Raw genomic sequence first — 19,248 nt, 5'->3', positions numbered from 1 at the left:
ATACATATATTCATGGTGTAATTTTGTCAGTGTCTATGGAATAGGGTGGGTAACTTGAATAAGCTAGCTATTGTTTTTTTTGCGTGTATTACACATTTTTTGCTGGTTCAATTTGGTAATCAATTTTTAGTTCCTTTTGGGTATGCGAGTGTGATCTGGCCTGCAACAGGGGTTGCACTCGGGCTTTATTTATTAAAAGGCTGGCCAGTTTTGGTTGGTGTTTGTATCTCTTTGCTTTTATCACTTCCGCAAGACTCTTTAATCGCAAGTTTACCAACAGAAGCAGCTTATATTTTGGCCGTATTGAGTACGGCGCAGCTCGTTGTGAGTCGTCAGTTAGTCTTACTGTTTTCTCAAGTCCCTATTCGAATCTCAGTGCCTTTTGAGATCATTAAATTTTTATTGCTCACAGGGCCAGTCGCCATGTTACTTGGCGGCGCGACAATTTATTTGGTGTTGTTTTATTACTTAGAGCTGCCGCAGCAAACACTGCTGTATGTTGGTGTGACAAAATGGGTAGGAGATTTTTTTAGTGTTGTGCTATTAACGCCTGTATTCTTATTTTTATATCCCAATATGTTTGTTAAAAAAGCACGAAAAGCATCGGCGGCGATTATTACCAGTTTATTTTGCTTTTCTATTATTTGCTTTGTCTATTTTGTATCAAGTAACAATTTTAACCGCGACCAAAAGCAGCAATTTGTCAATGGGACGGTCTCTTTTGTTGAGCAGATCAACAGTACTCAATCGACCATTAAGTTGTATTTAAAAGCACTTGAAGCGTACTTTCAGGCCAGTGAGCAGGTCACGAAAGAGGAATTTAGTGCGTTCACTTCTATTATACAAAATACCGAAGTGAGAGTCAGGGCGATTGGTTGGATCCCATTAATTACACAACAAGCGCGTACTCAGTTTGAGTCCAGTATGCAAAAGCTGTATGCCAAGCCGATGCATATTAAACAACAAACATCAACAGGGTTCCAAGAGTCGCCACAGCAGCCTTATTATTTGCCCATATATTATACCTACCCATTAGATGAAAATCAGACAGTGATAGGGCTGGATGTCTCTACTCATCCCTTTGCAGGTAAAACGATTAAGCAGGCTATTGCGGCTAAAAACTTTGCGGTTACAGATATTTTCGCGTTAGTACAACAGCAAGATAAAACCGATGGCGTTGTTGTTTACTATCCTATTTTTAAAAAAGCGACGCCACCTAGCTTAGCGTCTTTAATTGGCTTTGTTGAAGTGGTACTAGAATTGGAACTGTTATTAGATCCGATGTATACCGCAGAGAGAGAAGGGATATTTACATACCAAATTAGCTTTGGGGATGGAAATGTATTTTCTCACCCCAGTTATGAGCCGGAACATTTTATTGCCCATAATGTGGCATTTACTTTGTTTGATAAACAAGGGGTTATTCGATTTTCTAGTTCTGACAGCTTTGCTGTTAACTTGATCAATTGGGTCGACTTTATCATCGTCTTTGTGGGCTGTTTATTGGGTGTGATCTGTGTGATGTTTGTGTTTTTCATTGTGTCATTCAACACCAGTTTAGAAAAAAAAGTGAAAGCAAGCACACATGAGTTAACTGAGAAAAACCATGAATTAATATTGGCAAATGACGCAAAAAATCTATTTTTAGCCAATGTCAGTCATGAATATCGGACGCCATTGAATGCCATTATTGGGTTTACGGAATTGGCGAGCAAAGAGACTGAAGACCACATTGCACTAGATTACCTCGCGCGGATCAGCGATGCATCGGCAATCCTATTAAGTACGGTAAATGACGTGCTAGATTTTTCAAAAATGCAGGCTGGCCAGTTAGACCTTGATTCAAAAGTCTTTAAGCCTGAAGAAGTCACGGCCTCCGTGATTGGGATGCTGTCACATTTGGCGGCTGAAAAGTCGATTAAGATAGAATTTAATCACGATGAGCAGTATAGCAAGCAAGTTGAAGGTGATGAGCTTCGTTTTAAGCAGATATTAATTAACTTATTGAATAATGCTCTTAAATTTACGCCTAAGGGGAGTATTAGGCTTGATTGTCACTGTAGAGACCAAGATGACGATAGGCTGCTAACCATAAAAGTGATTGATACGGGGATTGGTATTAAAGCCGAGGATCAACAGCGTCTATTTAATGCATTTGCACAAGCACAGAGTTCGACAACGCGAAATTACGGAGGCACAGGTCTTGGGCTTTCGATTGTTAAACAGCTTTGTATATTAATGCGGGGTGAAATCTCAGTCGTAAGTCAAGAAGGGGTCGGCAGCGAGTTTACGGTTGCTCTAAAGCTTAAAATACATAACGAAACGGAGTATTCGAGATTATCAGCAGAGCAAATGGATAGTACAGCTACTGAGCAATGCGACCACTATAAAGACATGAAGGTGTTAGTTGTTGAAGACAATAAAATTAACCAAATTGTAGTACAAAAACATTTACTGAATTTAGGGCTTGGGTGTGACTTTGCAAATGATGGTCAACAGGCCCTTGAATACTTAAAAGTACAGCAGCCAGATATCATTTTGATGGATTTACAAATGCCAGTAATGGATGGTTTCACCGCCTCTAAACATATAAAGAATGATGAGAATCTCAAGCATATTTCAATCGTGATCCTAAGTGCGAGCGTGGGTAAAGAGGAAAAACAGCAAGCTGCATTGTTAGGTATTAAAGACTTTATTCATAAGCCTTATAAACAAAGTGATTTGGAGCGGGTACTTGTAAAGTATGCGCATTAAATCGACTTTATGTTGGATTGCGCATAGCCCCAACTTTAGTTCGGGGCTTGAAAGGCCGACTCTAAGAGTGACAAACGCTGATGCTCGCAGTCTATTTCAATAGTAATACCCAGCGGTAGTATCATTTGAGGGTCGGTATGGCCAAAATCAAGGTTACATACAATGGGCAAATGAGGGCAATTGAACTCATCTTTAACAACGCTCTGTACTGTGTTGATTAAATGTATTTGCTCGTCGTTACTGTAATCTCTGGGCCTGCCAATCATCAGCCCGGATAACTGCTGAAATATACCCATTACGCCGTAATTTCTAAGCCAGTACTGTACATAATCAATGCTTGGCTTTTCTTGCGATGTTTCTAAAAAAAACACTTTTTTATGCCAAAATGCCGGCGCAGGCCAGTAGTGTGTGCCTTTGAGCATTTCGAGTACCTCGATACACCCTCCAAATAGTGAGCCTGTAGCACTGCCTTTACCTTGAACAAAAATCGGACCAGAATTATTTATCGGTTCTGATAGCGCTCCACATTGTGAGGTATTTTGCCAATCAGGGTAGCCGTGGTAATAATGTGAAAATATTGGTAACACTTGTTCTGTTGGTGGAGATAGTAATTGCGTTGATACATAGCGTTGATATTCAGCACTGTGGTTGTGTAGCTGGGCAAACCCCCCATAACCGAAGGACCATTGAACGTGACCAATCCATGCTGATTTAGGTAGGTTGTGAGGGTGGTTGTATCTGAATACCCCATGAAAAGCTTTGGGTTTGCTGTGATGATGTCCATATCTAAATAGCGCAATATACGTGCAGAATCAGAGCCACCAATCGTCGCAATAATACCATCTACTTGGGGGTTAGCAAATGCGTCATTAATGTCAGCGGCGCGCATTTCGGGGTTTGTAAATAACGCGCTATCAGGTGCTGTGGCACTGGGGTACTCTATGATGTTAAACCCCATTGCCTTGAGGTTTTTAAGACCTTGCTGATAAATATGGGGAAATACAGAAGGTCCACCCCAAGAAGGGGATAAAATAGCGATGGTTGCACCTTGTTTGAGTGCATTTGGCTTAATGGCTTTAATTTTATTCATGGGCTGCTCCTTAGCATTTTATAACTAAGACAGTACCACATCTATGACAGGTTAGTAGTGATATGAGGTGGGGTGATGTTGCCAGAGCAAAGGAGTGCCCTTTGCTCTATGTCTTTGTGTTTAAAACGATATAAACAGAGTTAGCTGATCCGGTGAGGCGGAATATCTGATTTTAGTAAGTGACAGTTCTCTAGATGAAGCACACCTTGATAAACGGTTTCGCCATCAGAGCTAAACTCAAACATAAATTGGCTTTTGATACCGGGTTTACCGTTTCGCAAAATACCCAAACGTCGTTTTTGACAGGCCACGCTTAATAACTGCACTTGCAGTCGTTCAGCTTGACGTTCAGCATGCTGTTTAGCTGATTCGGCAAATTGACGACTAAACCAAAAAAACGTAATCACTGCGCCTGTGAGTATTAAAATCCAAAGTGTTGCCATTTACGAAAATAACCTACCAATTGCCCGCGATAATGTTTCGCTGCGATTTTCTGCTCTTAGAATACTTAAAACATGAGGGCGCAGGCTTGGAATTGCAACCAAATCGGCAAAAATACTTGTAAATAAACCATCAACTTGGGTGTTGTGTGCTGCTTTATCTAATAGAATAAACAATCGGCTTTGTTCACTAAATGCTGACCAACAACGGCCGGTTAAAGTTAGCAGTACATCGGCTTCATTCGCGAGTTCATCGGCCAGTATTTGGTCAACCGCTTGCAGTAATAGTCCCTGGGCCTTGCTGGCAGACAATGCTCTTAAATTACAAATCAGGACGTCGAGTTGCTTATTCTTAAGGGCGGTTATGCAGTCTTTGTAAAGGAGTTCACTGAATTGCGTGTTGCCAGCAACATGCTCAAGCATAGCGCTAAGAGGCTGTTTTACAGGCATTGGTAATGACGACCATGAGGCATTCAGGTGCTCGGCATTTTTACCATGATCTAATCGAAAAGCAAAATCAGCCAACCCTTGTACAGCTAAGTTTTGCCATGCATCTTCAGGTAAGTTACCAGCAAAGTAGAGTTCGGCATATTCATAGTATTGTGATGCTGGGCGGTTTATTTCACGTTTTAATAGTGCGTTAAAAGCGGCTAATTTATTCGCATTTGGTGTAAACACATACGGGTTATTATCTAGTTTGCCTTGTGCTTGTTCCCCAGTAATTTCAGTACCAAGTGCTTCTACTACCATGTTGGCGAAATGATCTCGGCTGGCAGCGACGAGTTTACTTTGCTCATCAAGTGGAAACTTTAAAAACCAGACATAAGGGTCTAACGTCGCATTGTTATCCCAAAACTGTATCGCCAATAAGGCATGTCCTGCTAAAGGGTATGGATACGGCGTTAAGGTACTTTCAATCTGCGCAAACTGTTTTTTGTCTAATTTTGTGATCCTGCGGCCAATGTCATAAGCCCGCCACTGAGTACCTGCGGCTGAAAGTAATTCTCCAAGAGTTGAGATTTGCGCTGTCATAATTCATGCTAGTTAGGAAATATAGCTAGATTATACCTGCAATTTACAGCGCTGATAAGCTTGTGTTGGGGAATGCCCTATTGCGCGGGTATAATCACTGAATTATGTATAAAAATGAATCTCTGATAAGAGCAAATAATGTCAAAGAATACCCAAGTTAATGAATTACTCAGACGATTAACCCATGTACTAATCGATGCGCAGCTTTGGCAGTTAGCGCCAATTGAGCCAAAAAAACTGCTGTCTTCAGAGCCTTTTTGTTGCGACACTTTGCAATTTGAACAGTGGTTACAGTTTGTGTTTATTCCTAAACTACAGCAGTTATTGGATGCACGTTTACCGTTACCAACCAAGGTGTCTATTGCGCCAATGGCTGAGGTGCACTTCTCGAATCATGCTTGTTTTTTATCATTGCACACAGTACTTATTGAACTTGATGACACATTGAGCGGGAGGTAGGGCGTGTTAGAAATTATTTTTCAAGATGAAAACTATGTCGCAATAAACAAGCCTTCAGGGTTACTGGTACACCGCTCCTTACTCGATAAAAGAGAAACACAATTTGCGGTACAAATGCTGCGAGACCAACTCGGGCAGCATGTGTTCCCCGTACACCGTTTAGATAGGCCAACATCTGGAGTATTACTTTTCGCGCTGAGCTCCGAAGCAGCCCGTGATATGAATCAAATATTCATAGATGGTCATATTGAAAAACGGTATTTGGCATTAGTACGTGGCTTTGCGCCGGACTCGACATTTGTAGATAGGCCGTTAAAAGAAGAGCTTGATAAAATAGCTGATAAATTTGCAGATCAAGATAAAGCCCCACAAGAAGCACAAACTCAGATCAACTGCTTGCATCAAGCAAGCCTCCCTATCCCATTTGGTAAATACCCAACAATCCGCTATTCCTTGGTAGAGTGCTTTCCTAAAACAGGTAGAAAACACCAGATACGTCGACATTTAAACTATTTGGCACACCCGATCCTCGGCGATGTAAATCATGGTGATAACAAGCAGAATCATTTTTTCATTGAGCATTTTGAGTATCGACGCTTAATGTTGTTTGCAAGTTCGTTAAAATTTATCCATCCTTACACTCAGAAAACAGTAACTATAAAAGCCAAGTTGGGTGAGCAAATGCTTAGTATCTGCACTCAATTAGGCTGGCCTAACCAAGAGAAGGATTATGAGTAATGGCAGTCGTGTCAATTTTTGTTGGAAGTATGTATGGCAACGCGGATAATTTAGCCGCAGAAGTTAAAAAGTCTTTAGTCGCGCAGGGCCATGAGGCCGAAGTGTTTGACAGTGGCGCTCTCAAACAGGTGAAGCAAGCTGACAATATGTTATTTGTCTCTTCGACCACTGGCGCTGGGGATATCCCAGATAATTTAGAGCCGCTTATTACCCAAATGCAAAGCAAGTCACCTATGCTGACGGGTAAAAAAGTGGGTGTGATCGCCTTAGGTGACAGAAGCTATGGTGAGACATTTTGCGGCGCAGGTAAACACATAGAGCAGGTAGTAAAGGAGTTAAATGCCACGGTGTTAAAGCCGCGTTTAGATGTTGATGCGGGCGAGTACTTTGAACCGTGGGAACCCGTTGAGCCTTGGTTAAAAAGTTGGCAGCAAGGGCTATAAATTCAGCGGAGTGTATCGTATGCAAAAGGCACGGGGTATCGTGCCTTTTGCATTTATTCGCGTCAGTTAAGTACGCTTCACGTCTACCTTGAGCTTTAACTTTTGGCCTGGGTGTAAATATTTTTGACCGGCAAGGTTATTCCATTTGACGATTTCTTTGACGGTTAGGCTAAATTTACTGGCAATGCGAGCAAGTGAATCACCACGACGTACTTTGTACGTAATGGTACGTGTGGTACTGACTAAACCACTTTTTGGCTTGTTATTGGTATTTTGATAAACCGTGAGTTTTTGACCTAAACGTAATACCGACTGAGCTTTAAGCTTATTCCAGCTGGCCAGCTGTTTTATGGTGACATCATATTCTCGGCTTATATCCCACAAGGTGTCGCCACTCTTAACCGTGTGTGTTTTTTTACTCTGTTTATCTTTGTTTACTGCCATTCTGACTTGTGATGGTAAGTGTTCACTCTTTAGTTCACCTTCACTTAATGGCACGAGAAGTTTTTGACCAATACGAATGATATGGCTATCTAGCTTGTTAAGAGATTGGATAGCACTAGAGCTGGTCGAAAATTTTTGTGCGATAACCGATAAGGTATCGCCTTTTTTCACCGCGTAGTGTTGCCACCTTAAACGATCTTTCGCCGTGGTTGAGGCGAGCTTTTCCTTGAACGATTCAATCTTATCGGCTGGTAGCAATAATATTTGTGGCCCATCAGGGTCTGTGGCCCAACGATTAAAGCCTGGGTTGAGTCGGTATAATTCGGTGAGTGTAATATCAGCCATATCAGCGGCGAGGGCTAAATCAATCTGAGAGCCTACGTCAATGGTATCAACCACTTGTGCATTGATGATGGGGTTCCATGTTACTTTAAACTCATCTTGGCGCTTTAATAAGTCTGACAGGGCTAATAGCTTAGGCACATAGGCTGTTGTTTCACTTGGTAAATCGAGTGACCAAAAATCAGTGGGAAGGTGCTTTTTACGGTTTTTACGAATGGCCCTTAATAGGCGACCTTCACCTGAATTATAGGCAGCAATGGCGTTAAGCCAGTCACCTTCTAAGGTTTTGTGTAAATAAGTTAAATAGTCTAGCGCGGCGCGGGTAGACTGCACAATGTCTCGACGACCGTCATACCACCAGTTTTGCTTTAAGTTAAAGCGTTCGCCCGTTTGTGGCATAAATTGCCAAATGCCTGATGCACTGCGATGCGAGTAACCAAATGGGTCAAATGCACTTTCTACGATGGGCAGCAATGCAATTTCAATGGGCATTTCACGCTTTTCTACTTCTTCAACGATGAAGTATAAATAAGGCTCAGCACGCTTTGATATTCTATCTAAATAACGCTGGTGGCGCTGATAATAGTTACGTTCGGCAACCACAGGCCTATTTTGAGGAACATCAATAGACAGCTGATAACGAATACGTTCCCAGACATCATCAAATACAGGAGGTGGCTCATCTACTTCAATTGGCTCTTGAATGGCGCTTTGTAAGGTGTCGCTTATTTCACTTGGGCTAGCTGCATTAGTTAACACAAGAGCCGTTTCGGGTGCCTCAGATGTTGACGTTAAAGTTTGGCAGCCACTCAACAAGGCAAGTAGTGCAATTAAAATAGGTGATTTAGTCATATTTCTTTATATATTTGGGCAAAAACCCGCCAATACTACCTGTAAAAAGCCCAAGTTTAAAGGGCTGCCTTGATTGTGACTCGTCTAAAATTCATCTTTCCAAGCGCGTATTGCTGAGAAATTATCCCATGGGCGTTGCGTATCGCTGGCTAAATGAGGAGGAAGTTGGTGACACATATGGGCCAAGTTAGCACGTAAAAAAGGATTGATCTGTCGCTCGAGGCCAAAATTAGTGGGCAAACTTGGTAGACCTTTAGCACGTTGTGTTGTTACCCACGCTATGTGCGCTTTAATATCATCATTATTTGGTTCAACGGCAGCCGCAAATGCCAAGTTTGCCGAGGTATATTCATGAGTACAATAGATAAGGGTGCTATCACTAAATTGTGAAAACTGCTGAAATGAATGCCACATTTGCTCAGCGCTGCCTTCAAAAAGTCGCCCACAGCCAGCGCTAAAGAGGGTATCACCAGTGAAGCACAGGGTATTATTGGTATAACAGATATGATCTAAAGTGTGTCCCGGTGTACGTAGTATCGTTAAGGTAAAGTCCAATATATCAATAGTATCACCCGCATCAAGCGGGTGGGTGATCCCACTAAACTTTGACTGGGCGGGGCCATAAACAGTGATCCCTGAGGAAGCATTAACGAGCTCAGCGACGCCATTGGTGTGGTCCCAGTGATGATGCGTGATCAAAATACCCGCAAGTGTGGCATCGTGTTGCTTCAGATAAGAAAGTACAGGTTCGGCTTGACCTGGGTCCACAACCCACACCTGATTTTTTGTTGTATCTCGAACCGCCCAGATGTAATTGTCATCAAACGCATTGATTGGCTCTACTTGCACCATCGTAAATTGCTCTATAAAGTGAACGTTAGCAATAGTATAGCGAGCAAGCTCTAGCGATGAAACCAGCATTAAGTTTTCAACAAGGCCCTAAACCACTCGATTGGAAAGATTTTCCTCACGGCGATTACGTGCGCGGAGGCATTGAACGACGAATGGGCAAGTGGCTCACTCGGATGTTTGGTTATCATATGTTAAAGCTGGGGGGGTTGAGTGGTCAGCTTGATACCTCAAAAAGTGCCATTAAACACCAAGTGTGTGTGGCGCCTTTGTCTCAAAAGCATGTGGGTGTGGTGGCTGAAATTGATGAACTGCCTTTCTCAGAGCATAGTGTTGATGCCTGCATATTGAGTCATTGTTTAGAATATCACTCAGACCCACATCATATTTTACGTGAAGCACATCGTACTTTAATCCCCGGTGGATATATTGTTATATCTGGGTTTAATCCCTTCAGTCTATGTGGATTGGCTAATTGTTTACCATTTAGTGGGCAAAAGCTGCCTTGGTCTGGCCGTTTCTTTACTCCTGCTCGAGTTAAAGATTGGCTTGATTTACTCGGCTTTGAAATACTGGCTGATGAGCGCTTTATTCATGCTTCGTTGGCCCGTGGTAGTCGATTATCTCGTTTTGCCCCTTGGCGGCATTTTTGCCGTCATTATTTAAAACCAATGGGAAGCTGTTATTTATTGGTTGCGAGAAAACGAGTAGCGCCTTTAACGCCAATTAAACCTAAGTGGCATGCTCGGCCAAAGTGGGCACCCGCAGTAAAAAACGCGCGGGTCAGACAAACGCGTCAGTCGATGTCAGATGAACATTAACTCTCAGGCTGGTAACCATCATCAGGAAGTAAGTTATCAGCAGATGCGGCATCACGGGCCAGATCGTCAACCAGTTCATTGTATTTATTACCACTGTGACCTTTTACCCACTTCCATTCAATCGTGTGACGTTGGCATGCAGCGTCTAAGCGTTTCCATAGGTCTACGTTTTTAACAGGCTTTTTGGCAGAGGTTTGCCAATTGCGCTTTTTCCAGTTTGTCACCCATGACTCGATCCCTTGTTTTACATATTGGCTATCTGTGTACAATATGATGTCACATGGTCGCTTTAGTGTTTCAAGTGCAACCGTCGCTGCGAGCATTTCCATCCGGTTATTGGTGGTGAGTTGATATCCTTGGCTCGCTTCTTTTTCGTGGCCTTGATAGCGCATATAAATGCCATAACCTCCGGGGCCTGGATTACCTAAACATGACCCATCAGTATAAATCTCTACGGTTTTTTGCACGAATTGACCTGTTTTTATGTAGAATGAAGATATTAAACGCTAACAATAGCAAAGTTAGGTTACTGACGATATGTTAAAAAGACAAATAGTCCTAGATACAGAAACAACGGGTATAGACCCTAAATCGGGTCACCGCATTATAGAAATAGGGTGCGTTGAGCTGGTAAATCGACGTTTAACGGGCAATAACTTTCATGTTTATATCAATCCTCAAAGGAGCATTGAAGAAGAAGCAATTGATGTCCATGGTATAACGAATGAATTTTTAAAAGGTAAGCCGCTTTTTCAAGATGTTGCTCAAGAGTTTTTTGAGTTTATTAAAGGGGCTGAATTAGTGATCCATAATGCACCGTTTGATGTTGGGTTCATGGATCATGAGTTTGCTTTATTAAATCAGGGTTACCCACTGACACACGAATACTGTGAAGTGCTTGATACTTTAGTAATGGCAAGGGATTTACACCCAGGTCAAAAAAATAACCTCGATGCATTATGTCGTCGTTACGATATTGATAACGCGAAACGAACGCTGCACGGCGCTTTACTGGATTCAGAGATACTGGCTGATGTGTATTTAGGCATGACCGGTGGGCAAAAGATGCTAAATTTAGCCTCTGGAAATGAAAAGGGCAGTAAAAACCAACAAGGAGACATAATTAGATTAAGTTCAGATAGACAACCTCTTAAAGTTATTATGGCAAATGCCGATGAAGTGATTGCACACGAAGAACGCTTAAAGGTGGTTAATAAAGATGGCGAGACTATTTGGCAGCAATAATAATGAGGTAAACTATGAAGCGATTAATTGTAGCGGTGTTGCTGGCAATCATTGGGTTTAGTGCAGTCGCGCTGCCGTCTATTACGTTGTTGCAGCGCAATGGAAAAATTAATGAAATCCCGCTGTTAGACAATCGCTTTCGTATTGATCACAAAGTCGACAAGATCACATTACTCTTTTTTCGAACCCGAGGTGCGCCAGCTGTTGTGCTAGTAAAGCCTGACGGCAGTAAGCTATATGCACCGCAAGCCCTTAAAAATGAAAAGCTAGATTGGTTTGATGAACCAAGCTACGACCTCATTACGATTTCAGACCCCACCCCTGGTCCTTGGCAAGTAGTTGGCAGTATTCAACCAAACAGCCGTATTATGGTACTAGGGGAAATAGAACTTCATGTTGATCCATTGCCACCATTACTGTTTCGAGGAGAAACTTTAAAGGTAAGCGGAAAAGTCACCAATGATGGAAAGCCGATTCAAGTGGGCTACTTTCGTGACGTAGTGAGTTTATTTGTTGAGTTTATTAGTACTAATAATGACAGTTACGCGAATTTTGGTGCGGGTACGCAAAGTGTGACGGCATTCAGAGATGATGGCCGTGAGTTTGATGAGCGGCCTATGGACGGGATTTTTACCGGTGAGTTTAAACTCAGCTTTCCAGCAGGGGAGTGGCAGCCCGAATTCTTTATTGAAACGCCTATATTAAAGCGCCGTGTCGTTAAAGAGCCACTCATCATTGCAGAGCCTCCTTTTACGTATCAGTTAGAGTTAGGTGCTAATAAAGACTTAGAGCATGAACTTACACTGCATATAGATCCTGATATTGTGAAACCGGATACGGTGATATTTCAAGGAAAGATTTTTTACCCCAACGGTGAAGAACAAATGTTTACCTTAAATGAAGAAGAAAGATTGTACAGAAAGGTCATGATTGAAAATTATGATTGGGGTAGGTACAGCATTGAACTATCGGCATTTGGAGAAAATGTGAACGGCCGAGAGTTTATGGCGACGTTGCCGATGTATAAATTTGAAATTGAACGACCAATTGAAAAGGTGCCAGAGTTACCAATGGCGGACAAAAAATCAGCTATGGATCAAGTTGCGCCTGAAATTGTAGAAAATTCGATGAGCACGAGCACGATGATCATCATCATTACACTCGGAAATGTGGTGGTTTTATTAATTGGTTGGTTGGCGATTCGTATTTTTGTACAAAATAAACCCATTAAATTTGCCTTTAAGTTACCTTCATTTAAGAAAAAGTCAGATATTGAAAGTGATGACTTGGAAGTTGAGAATGAAAAGCGTGACGCGAATGGCTCAAAAAATGATAAATCAGGTGATATTTTGAACCTTTCGATGTCAGATGACTAAAAAAGCGAGAAAATTACAAAAAAACTGTTGACTCTAAAGGGGTCCATTCGTATTATTCACGCCGCTGTCAGGGAGCAACCTAACAGCAAGAATAATGCGGAGTGGTAGTTCAGTTGGTTAGAATACCGGCCTGTCACGCCGGGGGTCGCGGGTTCGAGTCCCGTCCACTCCGCCAATTATTCAAAAATTTGTAAGAGATGATGGAGTGGTAGTTCAGTTGGTTAGAATACCGGCCTGTCACGCCGGGGGTCGCGGGTTCGAGTCCCGTCCACTCCGCCAATCCTTACAAACGCCGAAAGGCACGCTTTTCCTTTGTGGAGTGGTAGTTCAGTTGGTTAGAATACCGGCCTGTCACGCCGGGGGTCGCGGGTTCGAGTCCCGTCCACTCCGCCAATAGGAAAGCACAGATTAAAACGTCGAGGAGTGGTAGTTCAGTTGGTTAGAATACCGGCCTGTCACGCCGGGGGTCGCGGGTTCGAGTCCCGTCCACTCCGCCAACGTCTTAATCGAAATTTTATTTGCTCAGCGGAGTGGTAGTTCAGTTGGTTAGAATACCGGCCTGTCACGCCGGGGGTCGCGGGTTCGAGTCCCGTCCACTCCGCCAATGCAAATAACAAAAATGATATCTCTGCGGAGTGGTAGTTCAGTTGGTTAGAATACCGGCCTGTCACGCCGGGGGTCGCGGGTTCGAGTCCCGTCCACTCCGCCATTTGATATCTAGGGGACGCCCGAAATACGTCATATACCACTGCGGAGTGGTAGTTCAGTTGGTTAGAATACCGGCCTGTCACGCCGGGGGTCGCGGGTTCGAGTCCCGTCCACTCCGCCATATATGCTAAATACTTCTCAAGCATATACTTATAATTACCTCTCTTTATTTCTTTGAGAAAACTCATTACCTTGATGTATCTCTGTATCTCTGTATCTCTGTATCTCTTATGTGCTGATGTGCTTACCTACAAAACAATAGCGTGGGAGATATGAGAAAATAGCCGAGGGCATACAGTGCAGACGGCTATCGGGTATTTAGGGGTTGTTATGAGAGCTTAGTAAACTGAGTTTTTTAATATCACCTTCAATGGCTTCCATTTTTGCAATATTCAAAGAGTTATCTTGGGCAATGTCGTAGTGCCAGATCAGCTCATCGGATTTGATAAGTGAGACGGTTGTTTGCTCTAGCGGGAGTTGCCAAATATAGTCCTTCGCAGACCAACTAGATAACCAATATAAGGTATTATCTCGCAGCTTGAAGTTTCTAAGTTGATTATATTGCTGCTTTGAAAAACGATTGATTGGGGTCCAGTCTCCACGAGTGTTTAGACTGGCTAAACTATGTACGCTATATAACGTATAGTCGTCAAACACGAGCCACTGAGCACTTTGATTATTGTAAATAAGGGCATCGACTTGCAGCGTTATATTGTTAAGTTGTTGCCCTGTTAGATCATAAGTCAAAAGCGAATTGGCATCATATATCCACACCTGTTCATTGGTATGCCAGCCCAACTGTGCAATAGTCGAGGCTTGTACAGGTTGAAATTGTCTGACTTTGCCTTGCCTATCATACACAAGTACATTTTTGTCACGGTTAGTGAGAAGCAGATTGAGTTGCGGTTGCCATTCTATATGCTTAACGTATTCATAGCCTTGATTATAGGAAAGTTGTTTAACTTGATCGTCAGAGTATAAATAGATTTCACAGACGCCACTTCTTTTAGACATGAACGCCGTTTCACCAAGCAGGTTACTGACAGGCAGGTAATCAATACTGGTGGTTGAAAAAATAGGGAGTTCATCCTTATCACGAATATTCACTTGCCAAGTTTCTACTGCAGTATAAATATCGCCAGCAGCATCGACAGATAAGTCGGTGAATATACCTTGTACAACATTAGCAATAATGTGCTGCTGACCATCTCTTGATGTGGATACCAACGTGTGATGTTTATCAGAGTTATTAGAAATTATAGTGTGTTGCTTAGGGTCGTAAGTCAGCATGGTGATAGGGTGCGCCCACCGCATATGTACAGTGCCATCTAATGTGATCAATTTGCTTTTATGATCTGTTGATGTGATCAGGTAATAAGTTTTTCCTTGCCAAGCTGTGATGCTGTGCTGAAATGAGTCTCCGTCTTGAAGGGCAATTGGGATTTCAAGGGTGTATCCTGTATTGATATCGTAATGAAAAGGCTTAAAGTGTGCATCGTCGGCTAAGTTTATTACCAGTTGTGTATTTGATTTCCATGATGATGCCCGAGTATGACTACATTTTTGCCCTTTAGAGCGATGCACAGCCTGACCTGAAGACTTATAAACATGAAGAATGCATTGGTCTTGGTAGTATTGCCAAAATGTGATCAAATCGAGCTCATTGTGCCAGCTTGGGTGGTGGATGCGGCTGGGGAACTTGATGGTATGTAATACCATACCTTGCTTGTTGCTAAAGACGAGGTCGTTAAAGTCTTTGATATAAGCGATGAGATCTTTTGTTTTATGTGCATCAACGTTGTACTCAAGACCAAGCTCGTAACTCATATCTGACATTTCATAATGAGCTTTAGGGGTTTCTATCGTATTTTGAGAGTAAAATGCAATTGCGCTACCGCACGCTATCACGACAGGAATTACCGCTATTTTCCACCATGAAGGCTGAGTGAATATCTTCTTTTTACTCGATGTGGCCGTTATTTTTTTTGGCATATAAGGCTGTGTTTGAGCTATGAATTGGTAGCCCTTTTTAGGCACGGTCTTGATGATCCTTGGTTGTTTTGGATTGTCGTTGAGTAAGCGCCTTAATTTAGTTAGCAATTGATATAAGCTGTTATGCTCAACGACGATGTTAGGCCAAATCTGTGTAAATATGCTATCTCGAGTAAGCAATGTGCCGTTACTGTAAATAAATAACCTCAGCAACTGTGCGACTTGAGGCTCTAACTTCGTAGTTTTTTCTGTACTTAGATCGAGCAATTCATCCGTATTGTCAAAAAATACCCAAGTTAAAAATTGTGTATTTGTATTCATTGCATGTCATCTATGTTCTTTATATCAGTACAAAGTTAACTTTTATCAGTATAAAGTCAAGACTGCTAAGGACTTAGCGAGCTTTCTTCAGAGAATATTCAGTATTTTTCATCTAGATATTTGTTTTTATAGTGGAAGGTTTTCCAATTGGGTTGAAGTATGAGTAGTACGTTACGAAATATAGCGGTATTGATTTTATGGCTGATGGGTTTATCGGTATACGCCAAAGAACAGATTGTATTAGATGGCCAATTAAATGATAAAGCGTGGCAGAGTGTGTCTGCGACAACGGCTTTTTTTGAAGTTGTGCCTGCAACCCATACTAAATATCAAGATAAAGTTGAAAGTAGGATAATGACCACTGAAAAAGGGGTGTATGTGGGTATTATTAATTGGCAAAAAATAGGAGAAAGAAAGAAGCAGTTTAATTTACAAGATGGGTTTATCCAAGCTGACTTTAATCGTATTTATTTAGATTTTTCAGGTGATGGCAGCGGTGCGTATCTATTTGTAGTGGGGTTAGGAGGAGGTGTTCAAGACGCAGTGCTTACCCCACAATTAACGACTGACGATGATTGGGATGGAGATTGGCAGACCTCATACTATGAGGCCGCAGATTACTGGTCTAGTGAAACGTTTATTCCATGGCATACGGTGTCTTTTTATAATAAAAAAAATCTTCGAGATGCATCAGAAATTGGCGTATCAGTTCAGTTGTACCAGTTAAGTAATAATCACCTGTATGCATCACATAAACAGACGACGGCAAACGCAAACTTCTTTTTAGCCATGCCTAAAGTCAAAGCGATTATTCCAGAAGATCATCAGATCACCCTTGTGCCGTATATCACTCGTCAACAAGATGTTATTAACAATACTGGGCTCAATGATATTGGTTTTGACTTAACTTATAAGCCAGATCACCATCAAAAACTGAGTGTTGCAGTTAACCCGGACTTTGGTCAGGTAGACAGTGATGAAGTTGATTTAAATTATAGTGCTGTAGAGACTCGACGCTCAGATAAGCGACCATTCTTTACTCAAGATATAAACGTTTTTAATGTCCAAAGCCTGCAAGATACGACACTTATTCATACTCGGCGTATTGGGGCTAGTAGCGATGATGCAACGCGCCTTACAACCCCTATTGATGCTGCGGTGAGGTTTGTACAACAGACAGAGCAACTACAGCTTGGTGCTTTTGCTGTAAAAGAAGATACTTTAGAAAATGATGCGGGTAAATCATTTTATGCTCTGAGGGGGAAATACCGTCATGAATCTTGGCAGACTGGGTTACTGCTGACGCATACGGAGCGCCCATTTATTGCGAGAAATGCTCGCAGCGTAGCGTGGGACTCTCAGTATCAAAGTGGAACGTGGTCAATGCAAAGTACCCTGATGCACAGTGATATATCGCATAGGCAGGCAAGCCAGCAAGGCAATGGTATGTCATTCAAGTTAGGATATCAATTCTCTGCTAATACCCAATTTGAGTCATCCTACCTACGGTTAGATGAGCAGTTTGATGTCAGTGATTTAGGGTATATTAAACGCAATAACTGGCGTAATTGGCAAGGGGAGTTCAGTCATGCTATTAACTTTGATTCTGCGTCTATCACGCGTATAAAACAAAAAGTATCAATGTCCTATGAGTCAAATGATGAAGGCATTAAATTGCCCGCTCAGCGTCAGTATAGTGCGAATGTGATGTTAAATAGCGGAGCAGAGTTATCGGCGGCACTGACGCACAACTCATCAGGGTGGCAAGATAATGTGGGTTACGATAGTGCGCGTTTTCATCAGCCAGATACATGGGGAACCCGAGTATTTTATCGTAGTTCTTATGTCGGGAAGTTTAGCTGGGCTGCCAGTTACCAGTATGATCAAGAAGGGCTAAATGGCATAGCGCAACAGTTTGCCTTAGATCTCACGTTTATGCCTCATGAGCTCTGGACTATCAATATTAATAACTTTTACCGTAAAGGTGATGGGTGGTTAATAGCAAACGCACATAATCAACTAACACAGTATGATAGAGCTTATTTTGTAAATGAAAATAAAATTACAGGGCGGTTAACTGACAATCTTGAATTAAGTTTTTATTTACAATGGGCTGTACTTGAAGCAAAAAGCGAACAGGTGTTTAGTATTGACGAGCAGGCTTTAATAGAGCTGGCGAACCTTGATACTAGTTTTGAAGACAAGCGACTGGTATCGCAAATTAAGCTGCGTTATCGTTTAGGCGCGTTTTCGGATATATATTTGGTCTACGGGCGAGGAGCGACGCAAATTGACACGATGCAACAACAGAGCGTGGCGTCTACATCTTGGTTACGAAGCGTTGAGCAGCTTTGGCAAACGCCGCATGAGGAGCGTATCACCTTGAAGTTTAGATATGGCTTTTGAATTTAATGTAATTGAGAATAAGTTAACTTTAACTTACTAATATTCCTTGTTATTCTTGAATATTCACCTTGGTATTAATGTATGACTAACCAAGAATAGGGTGTGATTTCAAGCCATAACAAGGATTACACAGATGACACTCGGTCACTATATAAAACAATTACGTACCACAGCAAATATGAGCCAACCTCAACTTGCAGAGAAGATGGGGGTAGAACAAAGTTATTTATCAAAGTTAGAAAATGATAAATCTGTGCCCTCCAATGAGGTTTTTCGTCAGTTACTAGATGCGTTAGAGCTTACAGTCGATAACTTTATGCTCGGGGCTCAAGGGCAAGCGAACAAACATCATTTTAGCCAAATCCCAGATATAGAGTCATGGTATGCCCGCCAGTTTCGCGATAATTCAATCAAACAGCGTACTCTGTTGTACATTGCTATATTGCTCGTATCACTCGGGGGTAGCTGCTTTTATGTCGGCTTTCAAAACTTAGTGTTTCCACACACACTGTATGAATATGAGTCAAGAGGGGTTGTTTTACCCAATGAGCCTCAAGATATTTTTTTTAGCTGGTCTCGTTTTGTACCAGATGATGCAGATATGCGAGCAGCACGGCGAGCCATGCTCAAACGAAGAGACATATCTATTGTTTTATCGTTTGAATATTTAGGTGATGAATTTATTAAAGAGGTTAAACAGGGTCGCCGACTTTATACAGTAAAAAAAGACGTTAAACAGCAAACACGATTTGGCAATACGTTATTGCAGTTTTTGGGGTTGTTTTGCGTTTTATTGGGTGTTGCCCTGATGATCATTGAACCTAGGCTGACGCGCAGCAAGGTTTAGCTTCTACCATATTAAGCTAACTCATAGCACAGGTGACCTGTGTATTATTTATTCTCAATTAACAATGAAGATGCCACAGGTCATACTAG

Annotated in this window: 17 protein-coding genes and 7 tRNA genes; 16 read left to right on the top strand and 8 right to left on the bottom strand. The window is 42.0% G+C overall.

Features of this window, described 5'->3' with window-relative positions:
- Positions 1–54 precede the first annotated feature (54 nt).
- The gene (locus BGP78_RS00595) at positions 55–2,754 is read left to right on the top strand and encodes a CHASE domain-containing protein (protein ID WP_182912187.1); all 2,700 of its coding nucleotides are present in this window, start codon (positions 55–57) and stop codon (positions 2,752–2,754) included.
- Between the two features lie 35 nt (positions 2,755–2,789).
- Here BGP78_RS00595 and BGP78_RS22800 read toward each other — a convergent pair whose 3' ends face one another.
- From BGP78_RS22800 to BGP78_RS00580, 4 genes are all read right to left on the bottom strand, one after another.
- On the bottom strand, positions 2,790–3,176 hold the full coding sequence (locus BGP78_RS22800) for a hypothetical protein (protein WP_259386061.1): 387 nt from the start codon (positions 3,174–3,176) through the stop codon (positions 2,790–2,792).
- Positions 3,177–3,256: 80 nt separating this feature from the next.
- Positions 3,257–3,844, bottom strand: coding sequence for an LD-carboxypeptidase (locus BGP78_RS22795; RefSeq protein ID WP_259386059.1), 588 nt, complete (start codon positions 3,842–3,844; stop codon positions 3,257–3,259).
- A 140-nt stretch (positions 3,845–3,984) separates the two neighbouring features.
- Positions 3,985–4,287, bottom strand: a complete 303-nt coding sequence (locus BGP78_RS00585) for a DUF3301 domain-containing protein (protein ID WP_119859585.1) — start codon at positions 4,285–4,287, stop codon at positions 3,985–3,987.
- The gene (locus BGP78_RS00580) at positions 4,288–5,316 is read right to left on the bottom strand and encodes a DUF3549 family protein (protein ID WP_119859584.1); all 1,029 of its coding nucleotides are present in this window, start codon (positions 5,314–5,316) and stop codon (positions 4,288–4,290) included.
- Between the two features lie 138 nt (positions 5,317–5,454).
- On the opposite strand from BGP78_RS00580, the gene BGP78_RS00575 reads away from it, so the two are divergent.
- From BGP78_RS00575 to BGP78_RS00565, 3 genes are read left to right on the top strand one after another with little or no spacing between them, the layout of a single operon-like run.
- Positions 5,455–5,775 carry a YqcC family protein gene (locus BGP78_RS00575; protein ID WP_119859583.1) on the top strand — a complete coding sequence of 107 codons (321 nt, stop codon included), beginning with the start codon at positions 5,455–5,457 and terminating at the stop codon, positions 5,773–5,775.
- A gap of 3 nt (positions 5,776–5,778) precedes the next feature.
- A complete protein-coding gene (gene truC / locus BGP78_RS00570) occupies positions 5,779–6,513 on the top strand; it encodes a tRNA pseudouridine(65) synthase TruC (protein WP_119859582.1) in 735 nt (244 codons plus the stop codon).
- Entirely contained in the window at positions 6,513–6,956 is a 444-nt protein-coding gene (locus tag BGP78_RS00565) for a flavodoxin domain-containing protein (protein WP_119859581.1), read from the top strand. The genes truC and BGP78_RS00565 overlap by 1 nt, the downstream gene beginning before the upstream one ends.
- A gap of 66 nt (positions 6,957–7,022) precedes the next feature.
- On the opposite strand, the gene BGP78_RS00560 is transcribed toward BGP78_RS00565, so the two are convergent.
- A complete protein-coding gene (locus BGP78_RS00560) occupies positions 7,023–8,594 on the bottom strand; it encodes a LysM peptidoglycan-binding domain-containing protein (RefSeq protein ID WP_119859580.1) in 1,572 nt (523 codons plus the stop codon).
- Positions 8,595–8,678: 84 nt separating this feature from the next.
- Positions 8,679–9,446, bottom strand: coding sequence for a hydroxyacylglutathione hydrolase (gene gloB, locus BGP78_RS00555; protein ID WP_119859682.1), 768 nt, complete (start codon positions 9,444–9,446; stop codon positions 8,679–8,681).
- Positions 9,447–9,502: 56 nt separating this feature from the next.
- Between gloB and BGP78_RS00550 the strand changes: the two genes are divergently transcribed.
- Complete coding sequence (locus BGP78_RS00550) at positions 9,503–10,264, top strand: class I SAM-dependent methyltransferase (RefSeq protein WP_119859579.1); 762 nt, start codon at positions 9,503–9,505, stop codon at positions 10,262–10,264.
- Here the strand turns inward: BGP78_RS00550 and rnhA are convergent.
- Positions 10,261–10,731: a ribonuclease HI gene (gene rnhA / locus BGP78_RS00545; RefSeq protein ID WP_119859578.1), complete on the bottom strand. Its 471-nt coding sequence runs from the start codon at positions 10,729–10,731 to the stop codon at positions 10,261–10,263. The two genes, BGP78_RS00550 and rnhA, sit on opposite strands and share 4 nt — an antisense overlap.
- A 70-nt stretch (positions 10,732–10,801) precedes the next feature.
- Here rnhA and dnaQ point away from each other — a divergent pair, with 70 nt between their 5' ends.
- The 9 genes from dnaQ to BGP78_RS00500 all read left to right on the top strand — a co-directional run bounded on the left by dnaQ (position 10,802) and on the right by BGP78_RS00500 (position 13,714).
- Positions 10,802–11,509 (top strand): DNA polymerase III subunit epsilon, encoded by a 708-nt coding sequence (gene dnaQ / locus BGP78_RS00540; protein ID WP_119859577.1) that lies wholly within the window; start codon positions 10,802–10,804, stop codon positions 11,507–11,509.
- Positions 11,510–11,523: 14 nt separating this feature from the next.
- Positions 11,524–12,885, top strand: a complete 1,362-nt coding sequence (locus BGP78_RS00535) for a TIGR03503 family protein (RefSeq protein ID WP_119859576.1) — start codon at positions 11,524–11,526, stop codon at positions 12,883–12,885.
- Positions 12,886–12,983: 98 nt separating this feature from the next.
- Positions 12,984–13,060, top strand: a tRNA-Asp gene (locus BGP78_RS00530).
- 27 nt (positions 13,061–13,087) lie between these two features.
- Positions 13,088–13,164, top strand: a tRNA-Asp gene (locus BGP78_RS00525).
- A 37-nt stretch (positions 13,165–13,201) separates the two neighbouring features.
- Positions 13,202–13,278: transfer RNA gene (locus BGP78_RS00520), tRNA-Asp, on the top strand.
- A 27-nt stretch (positions 13,279–13,305) separates the two neighbouring features.
- Positions 13,306–13,382: transfer RNA gene (locus BGP78_RS00515), tRNA-Asp, on the top strand.
- 30 nt (positions 13,383–13,412) lie between these two features.
- Positions 13,413–13,489: transfer RNA gene (locus tag BGP78_RS00510), tRNA-Asp, on the top strand.
- Between the two features lie 28 nt (positions 13,490–13,517).
- Positions 13,518–13,594: transfer RNA gene (locus tag BGP78_RS00505), tRNA-Asp, on the top strand.
- A gap of 43 nt (positions 13,595–13,637) precedes the next feature.
- Positions 13,638–13,714 (top strand) — tRNA-Asp (locus BGP78_RS00500).
- 197 nt (positions 13,715–13,911) lie between these two features.
- On the opposite strand, the gene BGP78_RS00495 is transcribed toward BGP78_RS00500, so the two are convergent.
- A complete protein-coding gene (locus BGP78_RS00495; protein ID WP_119859575.1) occupies positions 13,912–15,906 on the bottom strand; it encodes a winged helix-turn-helix domain-containing protein in 1,995 nt (664 codons plus the stop codon).
- 159 nt (positions 15,907–16,065) lie between these two features.
- Between BGP78_RS00495 and BGP78_RS00490 the strand changes: the two genes are divergently transcribed.
- A complete protein-coding gene (locus tag BGP78_RS00490; protein ID WP_119859574.1) occupies positions 16,066–18,312 on the top strand; it encodes a DUF5916 domain-containing protein in 2,247 nt (748 codons plus the stop codon).
- 133 nt (positions 18,313–18,445) lie between these two features.
- Complete coding sequence (locus tag BGP78_RS00485) at positions 18,446–19,159, top strand: helix-turn-helix domain-containing protein (RefSeq protein ID WP_119859573.1); 714 nt, start codon at positions 18,446–18,448, stop codon at positions 19,157–19,159.
- Positions 19,160–19,248: the final 89 nt, after the last annotated feature.

Origin of the sequence: Pseudoalteromonas sp. MSK9-3 (assembly GCF_003590335.1) — a bacterium.
Classification (GTDB): Bacteria; Pseudomonadota; Gammaproteobacteria; order Enterobacterales; family Alteromonadaceae; genus Pseudoalteromonas.
This window is presented reverse-complemented; position numbering and strand designations above follow the sequence as displayed.